The organism is Streptomyces sp. NPDC048331, assembly GCF_043201215.1.
Taxonomy (GTDB): Bacteria; Actinomycetota; Actinomycetes; order Streptomycetales; family Streptomycetaceae; genus Streptomyces.
Window position 1 is genome coordinate 409,217 of the sequence record NZ_JBICYT010000002.1, and the last position, 21,641, is coordinate 430,857.

Consider the following 21,641-nt stretch of genomic DNA (forward strand, 5'->3'; position numbering starts at 1 on the left):
AGCCTGGAGGGATGCGCATCGGTGACCTTGCTGCCGTCGGCGGGGTGACGGCGAAGACGCTCCGGTTCTACGAGCAGGCCGGGCTGCTGCCCGCCCCGCCCCGTACAGCGGGCGGCTATCGCGACTATCCGCAGCAGACGGTGCAGCGGCTGGCGTTCATCCTTGACGCCCAGGGCGCGGGGCTGAGCCTGGCGGAGATCCGCTCCGTACTCGCTCTGCGTGATGCCGGCGCCTCTCCCTGCGCCCATGTCACGGCGCTGGTCGAGGCGCATCTTCAGGACATCGACCGGCGCCTGGCCGAGCTGCGCGCCACCAGGGCGGTGCTGCGGGTGCTTGCGGAGCGGGCCTCCGCGACCGATCCGGCCGACTGCACCGACGTCGAGGTGTGCCGCATCCTCACCAGGGCGGGCACAGCTCTCGCGGACGGTGAGCACCGTCACGGAAGGGGCTGACCGGGCGCGCCTAGCGTGAACGTCATGGGGCGCACGGGTGCCCGGTTCACGGTGAGGAGCAAGACCATGCTGCGTGCGGTGTGGAACGCAACGGTGCTCGCGCGGGCCCAGCGCACGGTGATCGTCGAGGGCAACCACTACTTCCCGCCCGAGTCGCTGCACCAGCGGTACCTCACGGCGAGCAGGACTCGGTCCCTGTGCTTGTGGAAGGGGGTGGCCCGCTACTACAGCATCACCGCGGATGGCCGGACGTATCAGGATGCCGCCTGATACTACCCGCGTCCGAGCCCGCTGGCCCGCCGGATCAAGAACCATGTCGCGTTCTATCCGGGGGTCCGGAGCGAAGGGGAGGCCGATCCCCCGTCATGACGCCGGCATGGGGGCCGGCGCGCACTCGGTCGCGGCCGGGGGTGTCGGCGGTTCAGGGGGCGGCGACGATGACGGCGTAGCTGCCGGCACCGAGGAGGCGTTCGCCTGCGATGTCCTGGCCGGCGAGGATGAGGCGCTGGATGTGCCCGGTGGTGGCGTCGAACTCGATGTCCTGCAGGGTGCCGATGTCCTGTCCGGTCTCGGTCAGGACGCGCTTGCCGAGGGGGTCGTGCTGTTTGTCCGCCCGGGTCTTGGTGTCGTCCTCGCTCTGGATGTCGTCGGCTGAGCGGACGGTGATGGCGTCGGGTCCCAGTGCCTGGACGTGGTTCCAGGTGATGAGGGTGCCGGGATTCTTGGTCTTCACGCGGAGGGCGGCGATGCGGGCGGGTGAGGCGGCGACGGCGAGCCCGGTGACGGTGGCAAGGGTTTCGGCGGTGGACAGGCCGACGACGCCGCGGCCCTGGGTCTGGCTGAACAGCGGCATCGTCATGTCTCCCCTTCGAGGCGGGTGCGCAGCCCGCGGGCTGCCTCGGGGAACCCGGCCAGGTCTCCGGCGGTGAATTCGCCGGTGGCGTCGGGGACGAGAACCATCTCACCGGAAACGGCGACGGGCTTGACCACGGGCACCAGAACCCGCTGGCGGCCGCGTCCGGCGGCCTCGAGCTCGTAGCCGGCCACGGCCGGTGTGCGGCCGGCCTCGATGATGACATCGACGATCTTGCCGAGGTCGGTGCCGCCGTCGGTCATCGCCCGGGCACCGAGGACGTTGCCTCCGCCGGACGCGGTGAAGTCCTTGCTGGTCTGGTCGTCCTCTGCAAGGGCGTTCTCGTCCCGGATCATGACCGCGTCCGGGCCGAGCGCGTGGACCTTGCTCCACGGCAGATCCTGCTTGAGGGGGCCGGAGAGCAGCCCGCGCCCGCTGAGGGTGAAACAGCGCACGGTGCCGCGGGCGGTGTCGAAGACGATGTCCTTGACCTGGGCCACGTCCTCGCCGCCGAGGGTCACCACCGGCAGCTTGGCGATCTCGCTCGCCCGCACGTACCCGGTCATGACCCCGTCCTGTCTGTACCGCCGCGGGGCGGGCGCTTGCCCGCGATGACCCCGCCGCCGCGCCTGAATGCCCAGCGCCGAGACGGCACACACCGCCACGACCGCCAAGGCGATGACCAGCCAGATCCACCACTCCATCGCGCCGACCTCCCGCACCCGCGGTCCTGAATTCAGTATCCGCCGTCACTGACGGCTCTGCACCTGCCACGCTTGCCGGGCACTGCGGGTGACGCGTGCGGCCCAAGGGCGCGATCATGGGGTATGGACGTGCCGCGCCCGCTGCAGTGGCGTCAGGGCTACCTGCCGATCGCCGACCACGGGCTGGTCGGCGACGGGAAGGGCTGCGCACTGATCGGACGGGACGGCGCCGTGGCCTTCATGTGCGTGCCCCGCTTCGATGCCGCCCCGCTGTTCGCCGCCCTGCTGGACCGGCACCGCGGCGGCACGCTCCTGCTCGCTCCGGTGGAAACACGGTGTAGCAGGCAGTGGTACGAGCCGGGCACCGGGGTGCTGGTGACCGAGATGACCGGGCCGGAGGGGACCGTGGAGGTCACCGACGCCTTCGTCCTGAAGCCGGGCGCCCGTCTGGAGGACGACGTTCCGGCCGGCACGGGACGGCTGGTGCGCCAGGCCCGCGTGATCCGCGGCCGGGTGACGCTTCGTTGCGCCGTCTGCCCGCGCCCTCCCGCCGCGGCACGGTGGGGACCGCACGGATGGGAGCTTGTCTGCCCGGACCAGAACGTCACGGTCCGGATCGGGTCCACGCACCCTCTGCCCGCTGTGGACACCACGGTGAGGCTGCGGGAGGGCGAGACGTTCACGCTCTGCCTGGACTGGAGCGGCGGCCCGGCGCGGGCGCATGAGGAAGCTGCCCAGGGCTTGGATGCGACCGTGCGGGCATGGCGGCGGTGGGCCGGCCAGGTACCGTCCGATCTTCCCCGGCCACAGCTGGTCCTGCGCTCCGCGATCACGCTCAAGCTCCTCGACCACATCGAGAACGGCGCCATCCTCGCCGCCCCCACCTCCTCGCTGCCCGAGCACATCGGCGGAACCCGCAACTGGGACTACCGCTACGCCTGGATCCGGGATGCGGCGTACGCGGTGTTCGCGCTGCGGCGTATCGGGCTGCCGAGCGAGGCGGAGGGATTCCTGCGCTGGGTACTGGACGCCGTCGGCCGGGGCCCGCGTCCCCTGGTCCTCTATGACCTCGACGGTCTGCCCCCGCCCGGCGAGGTGATCGACACCACCCTGGAGGGCTACCGCGGCTCGGCCCCGGTGCGCTGGGGCAACGCGGCGGCCGACCAGGTCCAGCACGACCTGTACGGGGAGATCCTGGACTGCGCCTTCCAGTGGGCGGCCACCGGAGGGCAGACTACCCGACAGACTGTGGCATCAGCTCACCGGCCTGGTCCAGGCAGCCCGCACCGCCTGGCGACGTCCGGACCACGGCATCTGGGAGGTCCGCACGCCCGGCCGCCCGTTCACCTACTCCGCCGCGATGTGCCAGGTCGCCCTCGACCGCGCGGCCCGGCTGGCACGCCGGCTGAACCTGCCCGGCGACGCGGCCGGCTGGGCCGCCGACGCACACGCGCTCACCGAGCGGATCCTCACCGAAGCCTGGAACGACGAGGCGGGGGCCCTGGCCGCCCAGATGGGCGGCCGGGGAGAACTGGACGCCTCCCTCCTCGCCCTGCCGCTGCGCCGCGTCCTACCGGCCGACCATCCACGCATGGTCGCGACCGCGCAGATCATAGGTGAGCGCCTCGACGCCGGTGGCGGTCTGCTGTTCCGCTACCTGCCCCAGGCCACCCCCGACGGGATCGACGAGCCGGAGGGAGCGTTCCTGCTGTGCAGCTTCTGGATGGCCGACAACCTCGCAGGCCAAGGCCGGACCGATGAAGCCGGCGCGGTGTTCGAGCACCTGTGCTCCTACGCCAGCCCGCTCGGCCTGCTGCCCGAGCAGATCGACCCCGTGGACGGCTCGTTCCTCGGCAACTTCCCCCAGGGGCTCAGTCATGTCGGGCTGCTGTCCAGCGCGGTGGTCCTCGCCCGCACCCAGCGCGGCATCCGGCCCGAACTGTCGACGGAAGCCTGGTTCAGGCACTGACCGGCCCCGCCCTGCGGTGCCTGCGGCTGCCGGAGGTCAGGGCCCGTCCGGGTGTTCCTCGCCTTCCACGGCGCACGGTATGACGGCGACCGGGCAGTGGGCGTGGTGGAGGACTTCGCCGCTGACCGAGCCGAGCATGAGGCGCCTGAGCCCGCTGCGGCCCCGGGTGCCGGCCACCAGCAGCACCGCCGAACGCGATGCCTCGACCAGGACGTTCGCGGGCCGCCCCTCGCTCACGTGCAGCCGCAGCCGGGGCCACTGCTTCCGGTAGGCGGCGAGTTCGCGCTCCAGTGCCTTCGCCGCGCTGTCGCTCAGGGCCTGCTGATCGGTGAGCACGGGCCCGGTGGTGCCTGCCCTCGCGAGCACCGGGGGCGCCACCGCGTGGATCACGTCCAGGTCCGCCTCACGGCGGACCGCCGCCGCCACGGCGAAGTCCATCACCTCTGCCGGCACAGCGCTGGCCTCCGCCCCGACCACGACACGCGGGCGCTGCGGAGGGGGATCCTGCTCTTCACCCGGGCGGATCACGAGGACGGGGCACGCGGCATGCGTGGCGACCTGCAGGGCGACCGATCCCAGCGGAAGCCGGGGAAATCCGCCCGAACCCCGGTGCCCCACCACCACGAGGGTCGCCTCGTGCGAGCGGCGCAAGAGTGCCGGGGCGGGCGAACCCGAGAAGATGTCCGGAACAGCCCGGACCTGCGGGAACTCCTTCGCCACCAGCTCAACGAAGGGAGCGATCACCCGCTCCGCCCGCTGCACATGGCCCAGCCCCTCCGCCGAGCCGGGCGGCAGCGGCCACTCCACCGCGTGCAGGACCCGCAGGACACCACCATGGGCCAGTGCCTCCCAGGCGGCCGCCCGCACCACCGGCACCAGTTCCTCGGCATCGACGACACCGACCACCACACCCCCGGGAACCTCACCCATGACATCTCCCGTCCGCCCGGCTACCTCACGCGGCGGCGTCGAGCGGTGGTGGACCAGAGCCTGGCGGCGATGAGCATGCCGACGACCAGGACCACGACACCGACCGCGACCAGGAACCCCAGCCCGTCGACCGCCGCTCCCACGATCCCGAGAACGAAGGCCACCGCCACCAGAACGAAGAAGAACACCACGGCCAACACCTCCCTACCGTCACCAGCGCGCGACGCGCATAGCCAGACCAAGCCGGCGGCATCAGCGCTCTCACCTGCGGCTCCTGCCCTCCGCACCCGGTTTCACACGCGCACGCACCGCCGTCCTCGGTCCACCGGCCAGCACCCGCACACCGCCGGGCCCCACCCACACGGGTACTCCACCACGCAACGGGAAGAATGCCAAAAAGAGGTAAAGCTCCATGATTGTTGGTGAATGTCATGCTGCAAGGACTGCTGACCGGTCTGGTCGTGACGGGCATCGCCGCAGCGCTGTACCTGGCGGCTGCCGCCCGGGTGATCAGGCAGTACGAACGGGGAGTCGTGCTGCGCTTCGGCCGCTTGATGGGTTCCGTCCGCGGGCCGGGGTTCACCATGGTCGTCCCCGTGGTCGACCGGATGCACAAAGTGAACATGCAGATCGTCACGATGCCGGTGCCGGCCCAGGACGGCATCACCAGGGACAACGTGACCGTACGGGTGGACGCGGTGATCTACTTCAAGGTCGTCGACCCCGTGGACGCGATCATCCGCGTGGAGGACTACCGATTCGCCGTATCGCAGATGGCGCAGACTTCGTTGCGCTCGATCCTGGGCAAGAGCGACCTCGACGAACTGCTGTCCAACCGGGAGAAGCTGAATCAGGGCCTGGAAGTGATGATGGACAGTCCGGCCGTGGAGTGGGGCGTGACCATCGACCGGGTCGAGATCAAGGACGTTTCCCTGCCCGAGGGCATGAAGCGCTCCATGGCCCGTCAGGCCGAGGCCGACCGGGAGCGCCGCTCCCGCCTGATCAACGCCGACGCCGAACTCCAGGCCTCCCGGAAACTCGCGCAGGCGGCGGCCGTCATGTCCGAACAGCCGGCCGCCCTGCAGCTGCGGCTTCTGCAAACCGTCGTGGCCGTGGCCGCCGAGAAGAACTCCACCCTGGTCCTGCCCTTCCCCGTCGAACTCCTGCGCTTCCTCGAACGCGCCGGCGATCATCACGCGGAGCAGGCGCCGCGCCGGCCCGAGCCGGTATCCGACAAGCCCGCTGACAGCCGGCCCCTGGGACGATGGGCCAGGTCCGCCGTCGGCGGCCCCCAGCCGGGCGATGCTGTGCAACCGGCCGGTGTGCGGGAGGGCCCGCAGGCCGACTTCCCCCTGGATGCGAAGCGGGGGTGATGACGATGGTTCACGGCCCTGGACTCTCGTCCCACGAACGCAGGATCCTCGCGGAGATCGAGCAGGCACTGTCGTCCGGGGACGGCGAGCTCGCGCGCCGCCTGCCCCCAGAGCACACGCACACGCAGCGAGCCACAGCCGCGCGCTATCCCACCGCGGGTGGCATCTGCGCACTGGCCGGCCTGTCGCTCGTGCTGCTCGCGGCCGCTGCCGCGACAGCCTGGCCGCTTCTGATGTGGTGCTTCACCCTTGTGTGGGCTTCCATGCTGGCCGCCACCGCGCTCCACATACGGGGCTGGTGCGATGAGCAACGCCCGTCGAGCGGCGGACCGCCCGGCCGGCAGTGACCTGCGCCATCGGGGAAACACTGCCCAAACTCCCGGCTCGCCTCGAGGACGACCTCGCAGCCGGCAGGGTCCGCGGACCAGCGGTGCTGCCGACCCCCAGCCCATGGCCCGCTCGATCTCTTCTCCTGAGCGCGAACGGAGGCCGACAACCACGCGGATGTGGCAGGCGAGGGACCAGCTCGGCGCGCATGGCAGGAGCCGCCGTGCTGCGGACGCCGGCGCGGCTGGACGCCGTCGTCGCCTGACTGCAGGCCCTGCCCGCCCACCCCGCTCCGCCACGTGAGCCACCTGAACCTGAAGCTGACGGGCCCGCTGCCGTATCCCGCCCCGCGCGGGCCTACGCCCGGGCCGGGCGGTGTTCGCGCGGACGAACCTGCTGAGGCGGGCGAAAATGAGAGCATGCCCGGCACCTCGCACACAGCGGAGGTGGGATGGAATGGATGAGGGACCCGCGCTGCCACCTCACGAACGCAAGATCCTCGCGGACATCGAGCAGAGCCTCCAAGCCGACGTCGAGTGCCAGCGCACGCTGCGCTCCCGGCGACGCGCCATCGCACCGCGGCCCCTCGCGGCGGGAATCCTCTGCACACTGGCCGTACTCTGCCTCGGCCTGCTGGTGGCCGCCGCGGCGACGTCGTCACCCGTACTGATCTGGTGTTTCGCACTCGCCTGGATATCGCTGCTCGTCACCGGCACGGTGTACCTGCGGGGCCGGTACCGCAACCGAAGAGCACACGGCCCAGCCAAGCCTCCCGATCGGCCATAGCGGCCGGCTTCCCCTGCGGCGGCGCTGCTGTGCTCGGCGAGCGGACGATGGCCCGCGCTGACGGTGCACGTCAAAGCGCCCGTCGTGGCGGCCGACACCCGGAAGGCGCTGGGCCATGACCAGGAACGGGAAGGATGCCGGACCGCCGCCGTTCCTGGGACTGCTGCCAGGTTCCGAGCGCCGCTCCCTCGCCGAAATCCTGCGCGCGGAGACGTTCGGCGGGCTGGCCCTGCTGGCCGCGGCCCTCATCGCGCTGGTGTGGGCGAACAGCCCCCTCAGCGACACGTACGAGCACGTCAAGGAGTTCCACTTCGGTCCGTCCGCCCTCGGTCTCCACCTGTCCGTCGCGCACTGGACCGCCGACGGCCTGCTCGCTATCTTCTTCCTCGTCGCGGGCATCGAGCTCAAACGGGAACTGGTCCGCGGCGAGCTGAGCACCCCGGCCACCGCCGCGCTGCCCATCGTGGCCGCGCTCTGCGGCATGGCCGTCCCTGCCGGCCTGTACGTCTTCGTTGCCGCAGCGGGTGGCGGAAGCCTGGACGGCTGGGCCGTGCCCATGGCGACCGACATCGCCTTCGCACTCGCCGTCCTTGCCGTGATCAACACCCACCTGCCCGCCTCACTGCGCGCCTTCCTCCTCACCCTGGCCGTCGTCGACGACCTCGGCGCCATCGTGATCATCGCCCTGTTCTTCACCGACCACCTCAACGCCGCCCTCCTCCTTTGTGCGCTCGCCGGCCTCGCGGTCTTCTTCCTCCTCCAGCACTTCCGGGTCCGGGGATGGTGGTGGTACCTGCCGCTCGGACTCACCATCTGGGCCCTTACCTACAACAGCGGCGTACACGCCACCGTCGCCGGCGTCGCGATGGGACTGCTCCTGCGCGCCACACCCTTCGAAGGCGAGAAGTCCTCCGTCGGCGACCGCACCGCCCACCTGCTGCGCCCGGTCTCGGCGGCGATCGCCGTACCGCTGTTCGCCCTCTTCGCTGCGGGCGTGCCGGTATCCGGCGAGGCGCTCGCCCGCGTGTTCACGACCCCCGAGCCGCTCGGAGTCGTCGCCGGCCTGGTCGCGGGCAAGGTGATCGGTGTGTTCGGCGGCGCCTGGCTCGCCGCCCGCTTCACCCACGCGCGGCTCAATCCCGAGCTTTCCTGGGCCGACGTCCTCGGGCTCGCCGGGCTGGCTGGCATCGGCTTCACCATCGCCCTGCTCTTCGGTGAACTCGCCTTCCCCGACGGAGCCAACGCGCAGTCCGTCACGGCCGCAGTGCTGGTCGCCTCGCTCATCTCAGCCTCGGTCGCCGGCGCCGTGCTCCGGCGCCGCAACGCCGTCTACCGCCACCTGTCCGACCAAGAGGATGCTTCAGGCAACGGCAACGGCAACGGCGACGCGGGCCCAGGTGCCGCCGCGGATCGCGACGGATGCTGACCACGGTTCGCCTCAGGCACTGCCCCCGAGTGGCCCGGGATGGTCCGTGCCGGTCAGATGGGACCCGGCACGGTCGCCTCGGCGGACGCACACACCGGGCAGACCATTCTGCGGGCCGGCAGGTCGGTCGTGCTCTTGCCCATCCCGGCCGGGCGATGCATCTCCACCGTCTCGATGTGCAGGTGCTCGGTACACAGGCCCGCTCCGCACTCCCGGCAGACCCCGACAGCCGCGCGAACCGGCACAGCACCCACCACACATTCGTAGCAGTTCACCGTGCTTCCCTTTCCACAGGCTGACGACATGGCCGCCCTTAAAGAACAAGGTGCCGGTGTCGACAGTGTGAAGCAGTACCTCCCCAAGATCCGTCTCGCCGCGCGGGCCTCATCTGGGCAGGAGCGGTGAGCGCGCCGGTCGGGCCCGCGCCGGGGAGTGAGGGCCAGGCCGCTGGTGCGACTGACCCGGTCCGAGGCGTCGCCTTCATCCGGCTCGGGACGAGCCGGATGAAGGCGACGAGGTCGTGGCCCGCCCCGTACGCCCGTCCTGGCGCAAACGCGGCCGGCCTGTATCCGATGGGGACGTTGCGGGTAGCCGGGCAGGCGGCAATGCTCTCCTCCCGGCACCCCGGTTCGGGGCGGACAGCGACCAGCGGGTCGCTGTCCGCCCCGCGCGCGTGTGTCTGGCCTACGCCACTGCACAATTCCGCCCGGACCGACACCCGTACGCCATCCACTCCGGGCAAATACGGTCGGGGGTTCCCCAGGGGGAGCTCGTGCGCGGCATGCACTGCGCAGCCGTCGGCGCACTTCCGCGGACGGGGCGGACGTGCCGTCCACCATCCCGGCTCGTGCCTCCGGCTTGCGGGGTTCAGACGGGCCGGGGGCGACCGAGAAGCAGCATGTCGTCGGCCCCGAACCGCGCGAAGCCGCCCTCCTCCCAAGCCACGATCACCGACGGCCCTCCAAGCGCGGTGGATTCCTTCGTGGACGCCCGTACCCGGCGCCACTGCCCCTCGTAACCGATCACGTCACCGCGCACGAGAAGGGCGGCTCGCTTCGTCGGCACGCTCATGACGGCGACTCTACGGCCGCAGCCCGGTTGCGGGCGGGAACAACCGCTTCCAGCGGCTCAAAGAGGCGGGGTGCGCGATATCGTGCCGCGCGGGGATCGGGGTGTGGCAGGGCCCGGCCGGGAGTGTGTACTCGGGGCCGACCGGGCCCTGCGTCCTCGGGCGGGCTGTCCGGTCAGAATTCGTCGTCCCGCAGGTCGTCCTCGTCGTCCGTCATGCCGTTCTCTCGGCGTGAGGTTCTCCCCGAAGGTGGGGCGCGTCGGACCGGAAGCCGCGCCCTGGGAGACAGGATGGGTGGTACTCATCGCTGGTTCGCCGACAGGAGTCTCCCGCCGTGCTGGAACGCAGAGCCCGCAAGGAACGCACCGAGGTCACCTTCGTCCTGCCCGCTGAACCCCCGCCCGGGCCCGTCAGCGTGGTCGGCGACTTCAACAACTGGCAGCCGGGCACCCACACCCTCCAGGCCCGCGGCGACGGCATGCGCGCGGTGACGGTGACGCTGCCCGGCAAGAGCGCGCACTCCTTCCGCTACCTGGCCGCCGGCGACTACTGGTTCGACGACGAGCAGGCCGACAGTCACGACGGCATCAACAGCCGCATCAACACGTGATATCGCCGTCCTTCCTTCCCGATGGTTCAGTCGGCCGGCAGGAAGGGCATGGGCAGAAAGGGCGGTGCGGCGTTCTCGGCATGCCGCGGAAGGGGAACGTGATGCTTGCTCACATTTTCGACCAGGACGTGCTGGTCATCTGCTGCCCGTCCGGGATCAGTGTCGGCGACCGGGCAGTGGCAGCCGTTCAAGCCGAGGACCTGATCAGCGGCCACCCCGTCCGCCACGTCGTGGTTGAAATCCTGCCGGGCGCGGTGACGCCGGTCGTGGTGAGCCTGGTGGCACGCATCCACCGCCTGTGCCGGGCCTCAGGGATCACGCTGGCGGTGGCCGCCGACTCGCCCGAGGCCCGGCGGCCGATGACAGCGAACGCCGCGGGCTGCGCCCCGCCCCTCTTTGCCACCCGCGCCGAAGCCGTCCGGCAAGCCCGGGAAGGCCACAAGCTCGCCTCCTGAACGCCTCGGCATGCAAGCGGCCGGCACGGCCGAGGCACCTCCACACGCGGCCCCGGCCCCATGCCTGTGTGGCAGGTGACGGCTTCGAAGGCTGGCCCGCCTGCTTGAGGTCGCGGCCCTGCTCCGGACCTGTCCTGGCCCGGTCTGCCGGGGTGCGGCTGGCCGGGTGTGTCACATGCGGTCGTGGAGAGTGGCGGAGGAGTTGTGGGACCGAGTCCGGGCAGGGGACTCGGAGGGCGTCGCCGGGCTGGTAGCGAAGGGGAACAGCACGGCGAGGGCGCCGGCCTGAGCGGTCGGCGTCCTCGTCGGACGTCTCCGGAGGGGATCGGGCGTCGGGACGTGCTGCGGCCCCGGGGGCCGGGGTGCGGGACCCGGGGCCGCCGGCCTGCACGAGTCCCGTGGGGGTGTGAAGGACCCGTGCACGCGCCACCGCGTTCAACGCCCACCGGAGCCGGCAGGACACGGTCTTCTTCTCAAGGGCGGCGTCACGCTCTGCGGCAGCGTACGGCTGTCTGGGGGTGGGTGAGGTGTCTGAGGGCGATGACGACCTGGAGGGCGGCGGCCGGGCGCAGCAGGACCGGGTGGGGCGGGTCGGTCATCCGGCCGCGGCGGATGGCGGCTGTCGTGAGGGTGGCGACCGGCAACAGCCATGCGGCGGCCGCCGCGGCCCGGGCGGGGCGGCTGGGTTCGTGGCGCAGGGTGAACCAGGTCCAGAAGGCGGCGTCGGCAAAGGTGTCGGCGTACTGCCCGAACGGGGAGGCGGTTCCCTGCCGGCGGGCGAGGTGTCCGTCGGCGATGTCGAGGCCGGGCGCCACCATCCCGCTGGCTCTGCTGTTTCCGCCGGGCAGGGCGGGGAGGTTGGCTCGTGTCAGCGTCAGCAGGTCGGCGGCGGACAGGCGGGTGCGGTGCTCCAGCAGTCCCAGGTGCGCGGCGGCCAGGGCCCAGCTCGCGGTCACCCAGCCGCGTCCCGGGCGCCGGCCGCGGGCCGCCACGTACAGCGCTGCGTGCAGGGCGGTGAGCTCGGCCAGCGCCCGAGGACGCCGGGCAGCCTGGGCCAGCGACCGCCGTGCAGCGTGAGCGAGGAAGCGCACGACGGCCCTCGGGGCCATGGTGCCTTCGCGTAGCTCGGACAACAGCGCATCGGTGGCGGCGCGGCTGTCGGACATCTCGGGGACAGACTCCACGTTCCCGCTCTCTGTGCCAGGTGGTGAGGTGCTCACGGTACGGGCATACGCGCCGCGCGGAGGGTGAGCGCGCTCACCGACTGCCCGACGTGCGGGCCTAACCTCGGCAGCACATGAGCGCACACGCGCGGAGAGGATCGGGGCGATGGTGCGGATCGGCGTTGTGGGAGCTGTGACGCTCGCCGGGGCGGGTGCGGCGGCCGGGTACCTGGGCCTGGTGACCGGTGCGCTGCCGGTGGATCTGGGGGTGGGGCGGCGCACCCGGCCGCTGGGGCCGCAGAACATCAGCATCGGGGCGCCGCGCGAGGTGGTGTTCGACGTGATCGCCCAGCCGTACCTGGGCCGGGCCACCAGGGCGATGCGGGAGAAGGTGGAGGTCCTCGAGCGGGGCTCGGACATGGTGCTCGCCGCGCACCGCACTCCCCTCGCGGGCGGGCGGCTGACGGCGACCACGGTGGAGACGGTCAGGTTCACTCGCCCGGGGCGGGTCGGCTTCCGCCTGGTGCGCGGGCCGGTGCCCGTGGTGACCGAGTCGTTCACCCTCACCGAGCAGGACTCCGGTACGCGGCTGGTGTACGAGGGGGAGCTGGCGACGGACCTGTGGTGGGCCGGGCAGTGGTGGGGCGGCCTGGTCGCATCACGCTGGGAGGCGACCGTGGCCGCCTCTTTGGACGCGATCCGCCAGGAGGCCGAGCGCCGCGCGCCGGCGCGGTGAGCGTTCGGTGCCCCTGCCACCCGGTGGGCTGGCAGCCGTCGGCCGGGAGGCCGCTTGCGCAGTCCGGCGGCACGCGAGACGCCGGTCATGTCGTACCGGGGGTGGGCGGGGTGGTCTGCTGGGCTTCGTCGCCGGCATCTGGCGGGGGGTGGGTGGGCTGCCCGGGCCGGTCGGTGCGCGATGTTCCCCATACGAGGGTGCTTGTCAGCAGGACCAGGGTGAGCGGGTAGAAGACCGGTCGGAGCGGGATCAGGACCGGGAGGAGGGCTGCTGCGGTGCTCGCGCCGAGGAGCAGGAGGAAGGTGGGGACGCAGCAGGCGAAGCCGAGGAGGAAGGCGGGGAGTACGCCCAGCAGGCGGGCGTAGCGGGTGCGCCGGCAGGCGGCGGCCTGGCGGGCGGCGTGGGCGGCGACGGCGATGTTGCAGCCGACGAGCGCTGCGAGGACGGCGCCGAGGAGCAGGTTGACCGGGCTGAGGAATACCGCCAGGTGGCTGGTGGGGTGCCAGGCGAGGACCGGTTCGAACAGGTACAGCCCCGGGCCTCGAACAGCCGGTCCGGGGCGGCCCGCAGGAGGGGTGCGCCGGTGAAGCGGCCCGAGCCGGATGTCGCGAGATCCCCGATGGCGAGCAGGTACACGGTCAGGGTGACGGTCCCGGCGATCAGTGCGGCCCTGCGGTGGCGCCGCACCCGGAGGGCGGCCCTCACCCGGCGGGGCGTGGCGGCGGTCGCGGCGACCGCGGTGTCCAGGGCGTCGCCGGTCCTGGCCAGTGCGGCCGGCAGCCGGTTCATGTCCGCACCTGCGTGGTGGGGTGGAAGGAGTACCAGGCGAACCACATGGCGTCGAGGAAGTCCGCGGGCTCCCAGCCTTCCCCGGCCTGCTGGAATACGCGGGCGGTGTCGATCCGGTCGTCCCAGCGGGCCTGGACCCGTGTGCCGGCGATGTCGGCCTGGACGGTCCCGGCCGTGCGGACCAGGTCCTTGTCGATGGCCAGCGTCTGCGTGCCGACGCGTACGCCGATCACGACGTGCTTGTCGGCGAGGCGGTCGCTGGAGGCAAGCACGGGCAAGATGGGCCGGCCGGTGGCGTAGTAGCCGCCGCGATCCGGGTAGGAGTCGTAGGTGCCGTAGGGGTCGGCGCCCTAGGAGCGCAGCGCGCCGGTGTCGGTGGACAGCACCTCGGTGCCGGGGTGTGCGGTCCACCACTGCTTCCATGTGGTCCACACCAGGAGGACGGTGTCCAGCTTCGTGCCCTTCAGCGGGCCGCTGACGGCGGTGCCGGTCAGCTGGGGCCACTGGGATCCGGTCTGCCGGTCGTACATCAGCAGGTTGGAGTTGACCAGCTTGCCCGTGGTCCCGAAGGTCAGGTCCTGGACGCCCGACGGGGCGGTGAACCCGATGACCGTGCCGGTCAGGGGGCAGTAGGTGACCATCAGCGGCTCGCCGCCGATGGTGTCGTTGACGATCTCGTGCCACACCAGCACCATCTGCGGGTACGCCCTCACCTCACCCCGGGACTCCAGCCCGAAGACCGGATCACCGTCGGAGAGGAAGCCCGCCTGGCTCGCGGTGACGAAGCGCGGCCGGTCGATGGACGGGATGCCCTCCTTGCCCGGGCCGCCGGACACGGCCGCAGCGGCGAGTGCCTCAAGGGACGGATCCTGCCCCGGCTGCACGGCCGTCACCCGTTCGGCCGGCCGGTCCGAGAAGGTCTGCCAGCCGATCACGCCGCCGCCGACGAGCACTACGGTGGCCACACCGATCGCGCCGGCGCCCTTGAGGGCCTGCCGCCTGCGCCGGTGGGGAGAGTACCGGCCGTTCACCTTGCACCTCCCGAAGCGGTCCGGGACCACGGCCCCCGCCGCAGCGGGGACCGCCGGCTACCACGATCGTGCCAGGACGCGGCGGGCGGTTCGGTGAGCGCGCTTACAGTTCTCCCCGCCCCCGGGCACCTAACGTCGGGGCATGGTGCTCAGGATCGTGCTCGGGACGCTGTACACGGCGATGGCCATCGGCCAGCTCGCCTCCTTCGAGCACATGCCCGGGATTCTGGCCGCGTACGGGCTGGTGTCCGGCAGTGCCGCGACCGGGCTGGCCGCGGCGCTGATCGCGGGCGAGCTGACGGCGGGCGTCTGGTTCCTGGCCCTTCCCCGTTCGAAGGCCCTGGCGCCGGTGTGGGTGTACACGGTCGTCGCGGTGGTGTGGACGGCGCTGGCCGTGCAGGCGTACGCGCGGGGCCTGGCGGTGGACAACTGCGGCTGCTTCGGCCTCTACCTCACGCAGCGGCTGACCTGGTTCGTGCTACTCCAGGACGCGGCGACCCTGCTGTACGCCGGCCTGCTGTTCCGCTCCGCCCGCCGGGCCCCCGTCCCCTCGCCCGCCGGCCGGGAGGAGGCGAGCGGTGATGTCCGCATCCCGTGAACGGTCCGGGCTCGGCGGCAAAGTCGCGGTCGTGGGTGCCGGGCTGGTGATGGTGGTGTGCTGCGCGGGCCCGCTGCTCGTGGCCGCCGGAGCACTCGGCGCCATGGGCGGGGCGCTGGCCCATCCCTGGCCGATCACCGTCGGTGCGGTCGTGCTGCTCGCCGGCACCGGCTACGCCCCGCGCTGCCGGGCCCGTCGACGCCGGGGCGCCGAACGGACTGCTGCCCGGTCGTCCCAGCCGAACCCCAGCCACACCAACAAGTCGATCCGGGCGGCGAAGTCCGCTGAACGCAAGCCCCCATGGAAGAGGAGTTCTTCGATGACCCAGGCGCCGGCGCCGAGGCGCAAGGTGGACCGTGACGAGGTGTTCGTGGAGTTCACCAAGTCCATCTGCCCGCTGTGCAAGACACCCATCGACGCACAGGTCAACATCCGCGACAACAAGGTCTACCTGCGTAAACGCTGCCGCGACCACGGGGAGTTCGAGGCGCTGGTGTACGGGGACGCGGAGGAGTACCTGGCGTCGGCGCGCTTCAACAAGCCCGGCACGATCCCCCTGACGTTCCAGACCGAGGTGAAGGACGGCTGCCCCTCGGACTGCGGGCTGTGCCCGGAACACAAGCAGCACGCCTGCCTCGGGATCATCGAGGTCAACACCAGCTGCAACCTGGACTGCCCGATCTGCTTCGCCGACTCCGGCCACCAGAGCGACGGCTACTCCATCACCCATGAGCAGTGCGCGACCATGCTCGACGCCTTCGTCGCCTCCGAGGGCGAGGCAGAGGTGGTGATGTTCTCCGGCGGAGAGCCCACCATCCACCAACACATCCTCGACTTCATCGACCTCGCCCAGGCCCGCCCGATCAAGAACGTCAACCTCAACACCAACGGCATCCGCCTGGCCACCGACAAGAACTTCGTCACCGAACTCGGCAAACGCAACCAGGTGCCGGGCAAGTCGGTGAACGTCTACCTGCAGTTCGACGGCTTCGACGAGCGCACCCACCTGGAGATCCGCGGCCGGGACCTTCGTACGTTCAAGCAGCGGGCCCTGGACAACTGCGCCGAGGCCGGCCTGACCGTCACCCTCGTCGCCGCCGTGGAGCGCGGCCTGAACGAGCACGAGCTCGGGGCGATCATCGAGTACGGCATCGACCACCCCGCCGTCCGCTCGGTGGCCTTCCAGCCCGTCACCCACTCCGGTCGGCACGTCGCCTTCGACCCGCTTCAGCGGCTCACCAACCCCGACGTCATCCGGCTGATCAACGCACAGCGGCCGGGCTGGTTCCAGAAGGGCGACTTCTTCCCCGTGCCGTGCTGCTTCCCGACGTGCCGCTCCATCACCTACCTCCTGGTGGACGGCGAACCGGGCAACCGCACCGTCGTGCCCATCCCGCGCCTGCTGAACGTCGAGGACTACCTCGACTACGTCACCAACCGGGTCATGCCCGACGCCGGGATCCGCGAGGCGCTGGAGAGACTGTGGTCCGCCTCCGCGTTCATGGGGACCGAGACGACCGAGGAAAAGCTGCGCACAACGGCCGAGGCGCTGGATTGCGCGGACGCCTGCGGCATCGACCTGCCCGAAGCGGTCAAGCAGCTGAACGACAAGGCGTTCATGATCGTCGTGCAGGACTTCCAGGACCCCTACACCCTCAACGTCAAGCAGCTGATGAAGTGCTGCGTCGAGGAGATCACCCCCGACGGGCGGCTCATCCCCTTCTGCGCCTACAACTCCGTCGGCTACCGCGAACAGGTCCGCGCGCAGATGTCCGGCGTCCCCGTCGCCCCCGTCGCCCCGAACGCCCTGCCCCTCGCCGACCGGCTGACGACAACCCCGTACGGCTCGAAGACCACCCGCACCGAGACCTGAAGGAGCGCGCCGGCCGTGAACCACGAGGAGATCAAGTCCTGCTGCGCGGACGCCTACTCGAAGGACATCGTCGCGATGTTGCTCGGGGACTCCTACCACCCCGGCGGCACCGCCCTGACCCGCCGCCTCGCCGACCGTCTCGCGCTCGCCCCCGGCGCGCGGGTCCTCGACGTCGCCTCCGGCCGCGGCACCACCGCACTCCTGCTCGCCGACGCCTACGGGGTGTGGGCGGACGGCGTCGACTACGCCCCGGCCAACACCGCCCTCGCCCAGGGAGCCGCCGAAGCCGTAGGGCTCGCCGGCCGGACAGCCTTCACCACCGGCGACGCCGAGCATCTCCCGTATGACGACGGCATCTTCGACGCGGTGGTGTCCGAGTGCGCGCTGTGCACCTTCCCCGACAAACCCAGGGCCGCAGCCGAAGTCGCCCGCGTCCTGAAACCCGGCGGCCGCCTCGGCTTCACCGACGTCACCGCAGACCCCGACCGCCTCCCGCCCGAGCTGCGCGGACTGAGTGCCCGCATCGCCTGCATCGCCGACGCCCGCCCGCTCGACGACTACGCCAAGCTCCTCGCCACGGCCGGGCTGCGCACCCTCACCACGGAACGGCACGACCAGGCGATGATCCGCATGATCGACCAGATCCAGGCCCGCCTGGACCTGCTGCGCATCACCGCCCCGGACCGCCTCGCCGACGCCGGCGTCGACCTGGACGCAGCCCCGGCCGTCCTGGACGCGGCCCGCACCGCTGTCACCGACGGTGTCCTCGGCTATGCCCTGCTGACCGCAGTGAAGTCATCACCCTGACGGCCCCGCCGATCTACCACCGGGTACGTAAGCGCCCTCACATACCTGCCCATGCCCGGCGTCCTAGCGTCAGCGGCGAGAACGCAAAGACCAGCGCAAAAGGGAGGACGATCACCATGGCCACCACCGTGCAGGCATCCCCCAAGACAGCCGCGATCCCCGTGTACGCGGTCTGGGGCGCCGCGGCCGGACTGGTCGGCGGCATCGGGATGGGCATCTGGATGTCGGTGTCCCGCCCCGTCATGGACACCGCAATGATCACCATGGTCGCCGGTCTCCTCGGCTCCACCAACGCCTTCGCCGGCTGGCTGATCCACCTCGCGATCGCCACCTTCGCCGGCATCACCTTCGGCGTGGTGCTCGGACAGTTCGCCCAGCGCCTCGCCCCCGCGATCGTCCTGGGCCTCGCCTACGGCGCGGTGTGGTGGACCGTCGGCGCGCTGTGGATCATGCCCGCCAACATGGGCATGCCCGTCTTCACCTGGAACGACGTCACCGCCTCCAGCCTCGGCGCCCACCTCGTCTTCGGCATCCTCGCCGGAGCCACCTTCGCGTCCCTCGCCCAGGCCATGGGCAAGCGCACCGGCCCCGCCCGATGAACCATGAGGCTCCCGTGTCGACCGCCGGACCCACCACCCGCTCGGTGGGCACGGTGGCGCGCCGCAACGGCCACGCCGAGGGCACGGTGTCCTACTGTCTGGCCAGCAGCGCCGAGGCGCTGGCACGCCCGGCGTGGGGCGCCGCACCCCCACCCTGGGCCCCGGGACGACGCGAGGAGACACCCCACATGAACCACGCCGTATCGGACGACGACACGGAGAGGACCTGGTGCCTGGCCGAGGTCGACATCTTCTGCGACCTCTCCGAGCCGGAGATGGAAGCCATCGCCGCCGCGGCACCGATGAAGACCTACCACGCGGGCGAGATCCTCTACTCGCCCACCCAGCCCTCCGAGGTGCTGTTCATCCTCAAAAGGGGCCGGGTCCGCGTCTTCCGGGTCTCCACCGACGGAAGGGCACTGACCACCGCGATCATTTCTCCGGGCACCATCTTCGGCGAGATGGTCCTGCTCGGACAGCACATGTACGACAACTACGCCGAAGCCCTCGACGACACCGTCGTGTGCGTCATGAGCCGCGCGGACGTACACAAGTTCCTGCTCTCGGACGCCCGGATCGCCGCCCGGATCACCGCGATCCTCGGCCGACGCCTGTCCGACCTCGAGCAGCGTCTGTCCGACAGCGTCTTCAAGACCGTCGCCCAGCGCATCGCCACCACCCTGACCACCCTCACCAGCGCCCAGCCCCCGGCCGGCCCTCTGCGGCCGGTCGGACGCCACCCGCAGATCGCCCTCACCCACGAACAGCTCGCAGCCCTCGCCGGCACCTCCCGCGAAACCTGCACCAAAGTGCTGCGCGAGATGGAGGATCGTGGACTCCTCCGGCTCGCCCGCGGCCGCATCACCGTGCTCGACCGCGAACGGCTCCAGGACGCGGCGGGCTGACCCGGGCAAGCGTCACCGAACCGTAAGGCCACCACCACGCCCGCGACCCGAGGAAGCGATCTAGTCTCGCCTCCGGTCCCCAACACACAGGAGTCATCCATGCGCGCCCGCACCGTCCTTCCGGCCACCGTCGCCGCCGCCCTGCTCGCCCTCACCGGGTGCGGTGCGAGCAGCTCCGACGCCGCCGACGACGCGGGCGCGGTCTCCCCGTCAACGGCGTCGTCCCCCGCCCAGCCGCCCGCCGGCTCCGACGGAAGCGGCACCGGGGCGGACGGAACCAAGGTGCCCGGAGCAGTCGACTTCACGGCCACCACCGTGGACGGCAAGCCGTTCGACGCGAAGACCCTCGCGGGCAAGCCCACGGTGCTGTGGTTCTGGGCCCCCTGGTGCCCCAAGTGCAAGGCCCAGGCCGCCGAGACCGCCAAGGTCGCCGCCGACCAGCAAGGCAAGGTGAACGTGGTCGGCGTCGCCGGCCTGGACACCAACGCCGCGATGAAGGACTTCGTCTCCGACACCGCCACCGGCGCCTTCCCGCACCTGTCCGACGAGAAGGGCGAGGTGTGGAAGCGGTTCAAGGTCACCGAGCAGAGCCGCTACGTCATCCTCGACAAGAACGGCACCACCGTCTTCGAAGGCGTGCTGCCGGGAGGCAAGGGCCTGGCCGACAAGGTCGCCGGCCTGACCGGCTGAACCCTCATGTCCGACCTGCCCCTCGCCCTCGCCCTCGGCGCCGGAATCCTCGCCGCCGTCAACCCCTGCGGCTTCGCCCTCCTCCCCGCCTACCTCTCGCTCCTCGTCCTCGGCGACGACACCCCCAGCCGCACCGTCGCCATCAGCCGGGCCCTCGCCGCGACTGCCGCGATCACTCTCGGATTCGCCGCGCTCTTCGGCGTGTTCGGCCTGGCGATCCAACCGGTCGCCGGGCAGGTGCAGCAGCACCTGCCCTGGTTCACCATCGCCTTCGGCCTCCTCATAGCCACCGCGGGCGGATGGCTCCTCGCCGGCCGCCAGCTGCCCACCCTCGCACCGAAGCTCCGGCGCGCACCGAAGGTCACCCGCTCCCTGCCCTCGATGGCCCTGTTCGGCATGGCCTACGCCACCGCCTCCCTCGGCTGCACCATCGCCCCCTTCCTCGCCATCGTCGTCTCCGCCTTCCGCACCGGCTCCACCGGCGAAGGCATCACCCTGTTCACGGCCTACGCCGCCGGAATGGGACTGATCGTCGGCGCCGCCTCCCTGACCGTCGCCCTCACCCGCACCACCGCCGTCACCCGCATCCGCCGGCTCGGCGCGATCGCCCCCCGCCTCGGCGGCGGCCTGCTCCTGGCCGTCGGCGCCTACGTCGCCTACTACGGCTGGTACGAGATCCGCGTCCAGCGCGACCCCGCCACCACCGATCCCGTCATCGACGCCGTCGGCACCGCCCAGCGGGCCATCGCCGACACCTTGGACACTGCGGGCCCCCTCGTCGCCACCGCCGTCTTCGTACTGCTGCTGCTCGCGGCCCTCGTGACCCGCGCAAGGCGACGCACACGCCGATCGGCTTCCCCGGAAGGATCAGCACCAGCGCGCCCCAGGGACTCGGCGTAGGCCCACGGAACCGGCCACGTAGGGGGGCCAACCGTCGAGCTGACCGTGCGCCCGCTCCACCGAGATGGCCGCGGCCTTCGAGGGGTAGCGCCGGGAGCGCCGCCGCCGAGGTGGAGCCCGAGACCCCACGCCGCAGGATCCACTCCCCTTCGTCCCCGTGCCGTCGCCGGACTTCGCGAGATCGGCGAGGGAGGCGAGCTCCGTGAAGACGGAGGTCCCGGAGACGATGACCGCGGTGCGGCGCCCCGCGTACCGGGCGTGAACAGCCGGGTTCTACAGGTCCGGACGCGGTAAGTGATCCGGTCCGCGACACCGTTCGCACCGAGGGCAGCAAGACCGCTGCTGCCAGCCGGGCTGGGCGTGGTCCAGGTGCCTGAGGCGTCGATAACAGCGCGGGCGAAGAGGCGCTCTTGGCCGCCATCGGTGTGGGTGACGTGCACGACGAGCGGCTGCTGCTCGCGGTCGGCGTCGACGATCCGGTCCTGGCCCGCCCTGGAGACGCCGGTGACGGTGGCGCAGCGAGCGGCTGAAGGTAGAGCTCGGCCCAGTCGCCGCCGAAGGAGTGGGCGGCCGGGTCGGGGCGGGTCCAGCCGGCA

Annotated in this window: 23 protein-coding genes and 3 pseudogenes; 17 read left to right on the forward strand and 9 right to left on the reverse strand. The window is 71.5% G+C overall.

Annotated features, from left to right (window positions below):
* Positions 1–11 precede the first annotated feature (11 nt).
* Positions 12–452 (forward strand): heavy metal-responsive transcriptional regulator, encoded by a 441-nt coding sequence (locus ACGFYY_RS05390; RefSeq protein WP_393707202.1) that lies wholly within the window; start codon positions 12–14, stop codon positions 450–452.
* A 24-nt stretch (positions 453–476) separates the two neighbouring features.
* On the forward strand, positions 477–722 hold the full coding sequence (locus tag ACGFYY_RS05395) for a DUF427 domain-containing protein (RefSeq protein WP_393707203.1): 246 nt from the start codon (positions 477–479) through the stop codon (positions 720–722).
* A 151-nt stretch (positions 723–873) separates the two neighbouring features.
* On the opposite strand, the gene ACGFYY_RS05400 is transcribed toward ACGFYY_RS05395, so the two are convergent.
* Both ACGFYY_RS05400 and ACGFYY_RS05405 read right to left on the reverse strand, forming a co-directional pair.
* A complete protein-coding gene (locus ACGFYY_RS05400; protein WP_393707204.1) occupies positions 874–1,311 on the reverse strand; it encodes a PRC-barrel domain-containing protein in 438 nt (145 codons plus the stop codon).
* A complete protein-coding gene (locus ACGFYY_RS05405; protein ID WP_393707205.1) occupies positions 1,308–1,871 on the reverse strand; it encodes a PRC-barrel domain-containing protein in 564 nt (187 codons plus the stop codon). Before ACGFYY_RS05405 ends, ACGFYY_RS05400 begins: the two co-directional genes overlap by 4 nt.
* Before the next feature lie 261 nt (positions 1,872–2,132).
* On the opposite strand from ACGFYY_RS05405, the pseudogene ACGFYY_RS05410 reads away from it, so the two are divergent.
* Positions 2,133–3,978 (forward strand): annotated as a pseudogene (locus ACGFYY_RS05410) (glycoside hydrolase family 15 protein).
* A gap of 36 nt (positions 3,979–4,014) precedes the next feature.
* On the opposite strand, the gene ACGFYY_RS05415 reads toward ACGFYY_RS05410, so the two are convergent.
* Together ACGFYY_RS05415 and ACGFYY_RS05420 are read right to left on the reverse strand one after the other, a co-directional pair.
* Complete coding sequence (locus ACGFYY_RS05415) at positions 4,015–4,908, reverse strand: universal stress protein (RefSeq protein WP_393707206.1); 894 nt, start codon at positions 4,906–4,908, stop codon at positions 4,015–4,017.
* Positions 4,909–4,928: 20 nt separating this feature from the next.
* Positions 4,929–5,099 (reverse strand): hypothetical protein, encoded by a 171-nt coding sequence (locus ACGFYY_RS05420; protein ID WP_393707207.1) that lies wholly within the window; start codon positions 5,097–5,099, stop codon positions 4,929–4,931.
* Positions 5,100–5,339: 240 nt separating this feature from the next.
* Between ACGFYY_RS05420 and ACGFYY_RS05425 the strand changes: the two genes are divergently transcribed.
* The 4 genes from ACGFYY_RS05425 to nhaA all read left to right on the forward strand — a co-directional run bounded on the left by ACGFYY_RS05425 (position 5,340) and on the right by nhaA (position 8,820).
* Positions 5,340–6,281: a slipin family protein gene (locus tag ACGFYY_RS05425; protein WP_393707208.1), complete on the forward strand. Its 942-nt coding sequence runs from the start codon at positions 5,340–5,342 to the stop codon at positions 6,279–6,281.
* A 5-nt stretch (positions 6,282–6,286) separates the two neighbouring features.
* Entirely contained in the window at positions 6,287–6,628 is a 342-nt protein-coding gene (locus ACGFYY_RS05430; protein ID WP_393707209.1) for a DUF3040 domain-containing protein, read from the forward strand.
* A 436-nt stretch (positions 6,629–7,064) separates the two neighbouring features.
* A complete protein-coding gene (locus ACGFYY_RS05435) occupies positions 7,065–7,394 on the forward strand; it encodes a DUF3040 domain-containing protein (protein ID WP_393707210.1) in 330 nt (109 codons plus the stop codon).
* A 115-nt stretch (positions 7,395–7,509) separates the two neighbouring features.
* Positions 7,510–8,820, forward strand: coding sequence for a Na+/H+ antiporter NhaA (nhaA, locus tag ACGFYY_RS05440; RefSeq protein WP_393707211.1), 1,311 nt, complete (start codon positions 7,510–7,512; stop codon positions 8,818–8,820).
* A gap of 53 nt (positions 8,821–8,873) precedes the next feature.
* On the opposite strand, the gene ACGFYY_RS05445 is transcribed toward nhaA, so the two are convergent.
* Together ACGFYY_RS05445 and ACGFYY_RS05450 are read right to left on the reverse strand one after the other, a co-directional pair.
* On the reverse strand, positions 8,874–9,659 hold the full coding sequence (locus ACGFYY_RS05445; RefSeq protein ID WP_393707212.1) for a DUF2180 family protein: 786 nt from the start codon (positions 9,657–9,659) through the stop codon (positions 8,874–8,876).
* 28 nt (positions 9,660–9,687) lie between these two features.
* Positions 9,688–9,891 (reverse strand): hypothetical protein, encoded by a 204-nt coding sequence (locus tag ACGFYY_RS05450; RefSeq protein WP_393707213.1) that lies wholly within the window; start codon positions 9,889–9,891, stop codon positions 9,688–9,690.
* A gap of 332 nt (positions 9,892–10,223) precedes the next feature.
* Between ACGFYY_RS05450 and ACGFYY_RS05455 the strand changes: the two genes are divergently transcribed.
* The gene (locus ACGFYY_RS05455) at positions 10,224–10,499 is read left to right on the forward strand and encodes an isoamylase early set domain-containing protein (protein WP_393707214.1); all 276 of its coding nucleotides are present in this window, start codon (positions 10,224–10,226) and stop codon (positions 10,497–10,499) included.
* Between the two features lie 98 nt (positions 10,500–10,597).
* Entirely contained in the window at positions 10,598–10,954 is a 357-nt protein-coding gene (locus ACGFYY_RS05460) for a hypothetical protein (protein WP_393707215.1), read from the forward strand.
* A 485-nt stretch (positions 10,955–11,439) separates the two neighbouring features.
* Here the strand turns inward: ACGFYY_RS05460 and ACGFYY_RS05465 are convergent, their stop codons facing one another.
* Complete coding sequence (locus tag ACGFYY_RS05465) at positions 11,440–12,120, reverse strand: CDP-alcohol phosphatidyltransferase family protein (RefSeq protein WP_393707216.1); 681 nt, start codon at positions 12,118–12,120, stop codon at positions 11,440–11,442.
* 181 nt (positions 12,121–12,301) lie between these two features.
* Between ACGFYY_RS05465 and ACGFYY_RS05470 the strand changes: the two genes are divergently transcribed.
* Positions 12,302–12,853, forward strand: a complete 552-nt coding sequence (locus ACGFYY_RS05470) for an SRPBCC family protein (protein ID WP_393707217.1) — start codon at positions 12,302–12,304, stop codon at positions 12,851–12,853.
* 785 nt (positions 12,854–13,638) lie between these two features.
* Here ACGFYY_RS05470 and ACGFYY_RS05475 read toward each other — a convergent pair.
* Positions 13,639–14,703, reverse strand: a pseudogene (locus ACGFYY_RS05475) (DUF3179 domain-containing protein).
* Between the two features lie 112 nt (positions 14,704–14,815).
* On the opposite strand from ACGFYY_RS05475, the gene ACGFYY_RS05480 reads away from it, so the two are divergent.
* From ACGFYY_RS05480 to ACGFYY_RS05510, 7 genes are all read left to right on the forward strand, one after another.
* A complete protein-coding gene (locus tag ACGFYY_RS05480) occupies positions 14,816–15,271 on the forward strand; it encodes a MauE/DoxX family redox-associated membrane protein (protein WP_393707218.1) in 456 nt (151 codons plus the stop codon).
* A complete protein-coding gene (locus tag ACGFYY_RS05485; RefSeq protein ID WP_393707219.1) occupies positions 15,255–17,144 on the forward strand; it encodes a radical SAM protein in 1,890 nt (629 codons plus the stop codon). The genes ACGFYY_RS05480 and ACGFYY_RS05485 overlap by 17 nt, the downstream gene beginning before the upstream one ends.
* A gap of 15 nt (positions 17,145–17,159) precedes the next feature.
* Positions 17,160–17,951: a class I SAM-dependent methyltransferase gene (locus ACGFYY_RS05490; RefSeq protein WP_393707220.1), complete on the forward strand. Its 792-nt coding sequence runs from the start codon at positions 17,160–17,162 to the stop codon at positions 17,949–17,951.
* A 116-nt stretch (positions 17,952–18,067) separates the two neighbouring features.
* Positions 18,068–18,550: a hypothetical protein gene (locus ACGFYY_RS05495; protein ID WP_393707221.1), complete on the forward strand. Its 483-nt coding sequence runs from the start codon at positions 18,068–18,070 to the stop codon at positions 18,548–18,550.
* A gap of 14 nt (positions 18,551–18,564) precedes the next feature.
* A complete protein-coding gene (locus ACGFYY_RS05500) occupies positions 18,565–19,455 on the forward strand; it encodes a Crp/Fnr family transcriptional regulator (RefSeq protein WP_393707222.1) in 891 nt (296 codons plus the stop codon).
* Between the two features lie 99 nt (positions 19,456–19,554).
* Positions 19,555–20,145, forward strand: coding sequence for a redoxin domain-containing protein (locus tag ACGFYY_RS05505; RefSeq protein WP_393707223.1), 591 nt, complete (start codon positions 19,555–19,557; stop codon positions 20,143–20,145).
* 6 nt (positions 20,146–20,151) lie between these two features.
* Positions 20,152–21,045, forward strand: a complete 894-nt coding sequence (locus ACGFYY_RS05510) for a cytochrome c biogenesis CcdA family protein (RefSeq protein WP_393707224.1) — start codon at positions 20,152–20,154, stop codon at positions 21,043–21,045.
* 58 nt (positions 21,046–21,103) lie between these two features.
* On the opposite strand, the pseudogene ACGFYY_RS05515 reads toward ACGFYY_RS05510, so the two are convergent.
* Positions 21,104–21,637 (reverse strand): annotated as a pseudogene (locus ACGFYY_RS05515) (flavoprotein); the annotation flags it as partial.
* Positions 21,638–21,641 lie beyond the last annotated feature (4 nt).